3 protein-coding genes are annotated in these 1,954 nt (G+C 72.9%); 2 read left to right on the top strand and 1 reads right to left on the bottom strand.

The features are described 5' to 3' along the window. The coding region (locus FV223_RS26410; protein WP_147729702.1) for a GNAT family N-acetyltransferase at positions 1 to 750 on the top strand (750 nt) is incomplete at its 5' end. A 12-nt stretch (positions 751 to 762) separates the two neighbouring features. After that, positions 763 to 1,137 carry a helix-turn-helix domain-containing protein gene (locus FV223_RS26405; RefSeq protein WP_147729701.1) on the top strand — a complete coding sequence of 125 codons (375 nt, stop codon included), beginning with the start codon at positions 763 to 765 and terminating at the stop codon, positions 1,135 to 1,137. Between the two features lie 57 nt (positions 1,138 to 1,194). Here the strand turns inward: FV223_RS26405 and FV223_RS26400 are convergent, their stop codons facing one another. Beyond that, positions 1,195 to 1,728: a DNA starvation/stationary phase protection protein gene (locus FV223_RS26400; RefSeq protein WP_147729700.1), complete on the bottom strand. Its 534-nt coding sequence runs from the start codon at positions 1,726 to 1,728 to the stop codon at positions 1,195 to 1,197. Positions 1,729 to 1,954: the final 226 nt, after the last annotated feature.

The following is a 1,954-nucleotide window of genomic DNA, read 5'->3' as shown; positions in this document are numbered from 1 at the left end:
GCCTATCGCGACGTGCCGGCGGTCGACCGCGGCGCGATCGCGCTGACGCTGGTGAAGCTCGCCCAGCTCGCCGCCGACCTGCCGGACGTGCGCGAGCTCGACATCAATCCGCTGCTCGCCGACGCCGACGGCGTCGTCGCCCTCGACGCCCGGGTGCGCCTGCGCGCCAGCCCGCGCCGGGCCGGCGGCCATCCGCGCTTCGCGATCCGGCCCTATCCCGCCGAATGGGTGCGGGCGCTGACGCTGAAGGGCCGGGCGATCGCCGTGCGCCCGGTGCGGCCCGAGGACGAGCCGCTGTTCCGGGCCTTCTTCGCCACGATCGACCCGGAGGACGTGCGGCTGCGCTTCTTCGCCCCGGTGCGCGACTTCAGCCACGCCTTCCTCGCCCGCCTGACCCAGCTCGACTACGCCCGCGCCATCGCCTTCGTCGCCCTCGACGAGACCGAGGCGGGCGCCGGCGAGGGGGCGAAGCGCATGCTCGGGGCGGTGCGCCTGCACGCCAACGCCGACGGCACCAGCGGCGAGTACGCGATCCTCGTCCGCTCCGAGGCCCGCGGCACCGGCCTCGCGCTCGCCCTGATGCGGCTCATGCTCGACTGGGCGCGCTCGGAGGGCATCGGCACCGTCGAGGGCACGGTGCTCGCCGAGAACCGCGCGATGCTCGCCGTGTGCCGCCGCCTCGGCTTCGCGCAGAGCCGCGACCCGGACGACGTCGGCGTGGTGAAGGTGCGGCTGGGGTTGCGGGGGTGAGGGGAGACGGCCATGACTCGCACATCGGCTCGCACATCGGCTCGGACATCGCTGACGGACCTCCTCGCGTCGCCGCCGGACATCGACCGCGCGCGCATCCTGGCGACGACGGAAGCGGAGATCCGCGCGCAGGCCGTCGCCGACGGCGACGACCCCGATGCGGAGGCCGAGGGCTACCGGCTGGTTCCGCCTCCCCACGACCTGCGGCGGACCCTGGGCCTGACGCAGGCCGCTTTCGCCGCCCTGCTCCGGGTTCCGATCGGGACGGTGCGGAACTGGGAACAGGGCCGCACGCCGCCCGATCCCGCGGCGCGCACGCTGCTGGCCCTGGTGGCCGCAGATCCCGCCCATGCGCTGCGGGTGCTCGGGACGCCGCGGGCGCCATGAAAAAAGCCCCGCCTCCTCATCGGAAGCGGGGCCGCATCTCGCGTCACGCGTAAGAGATCAGTGGCCGCCCTCGGTGGCGTTGCGGGTCGACTCGTAGAGGAACCAGGTGCGCTCCTCGGACTGGTCGATCCACTCCTCGAGCAGCGAGGTGGTCGAGACGTCGTTGGCCTCGTCGGTGACCTCGTGCAGCTCGCGCATGTTGGCGGTGAGCGTCTTGTTGTCGTCGCGCAGCTCGCGCAGCATGTCGAGCGGCGAGACGTACTCCGCGTCGTTGTCGGCGACGCGGGTCAGCGACTTCGCCTGGCCCAGCGACTTCAGCGCGGTGCCGCCGATCTTGCGGGCGCGCTCGGCCACGTCGTCGATGATCGCGAAGATCTGCTCGCCCTGCTCGTCGAGCAGCAGGTGGTAGTCGCGGAAGTTCGGGCCGCTCATGTGCCAGTGGAAGTTCTTGGTCTTGATGTAGAGCGCGAACAGGTCCGAGGTCAGGACCGCGAGGCCCTCGGCGATCTTCTTGGTGTCGGCCGGGTCGAGGTCGGTCGGGGTGTTGAGGCGATCGCTCTCGATGCGGGTGATGGGCTTGGCCTTCGCCATGGTGGTCGCTCCGTTTGGGTCTGTCGGGGGCGAACGCCGGGCGGCCGCCGCGACGGCCCCGGCATCCCTCACCCGGCAGAATGAGCGGTGGCGGCGATTGTTCCAGGGCCGGTCCGCGGCGCGGGGCAGGGGTGCCGCCGGTGCACAGGCTGGAACCATTCCAGGCGGCGGCGCGGGTCCGCTCAGTTCGGGATCGCGCCCGGCGGCCGCGGGGCCGGCCCGTCGC

This window comes from Methylobacterium sp. WL116, from assembly GCF_008039455.1.
In the GTDB taxonomy this organism is placed as follows: Bacteria; Pseudomonadota; Alphaproteobacteria; order Rhizobiales; family Beijerinckiaceae; genus Methylobacterium.
Note: the sequence above shows the minus strand (reverse complement) of the source record. Positions and strands in the feature narration are given on the sequence as shown.

Coding starts and splice junctions, on each gene's coding strand:
- FV223_RS26405 (WP_147729701.1), top strand. CDS start 763: ATGACTCGCACATCGGCTCGCACATCGGCTCGGACATCGCTGACGGAC.
- FV223_RS26400 (WP_147729700.1), bottom strand. CDS start 1,728: ATGGCGAAGGCCAAGCCCATCACCCGCATCGAGAGCGATCGCCTCAAC.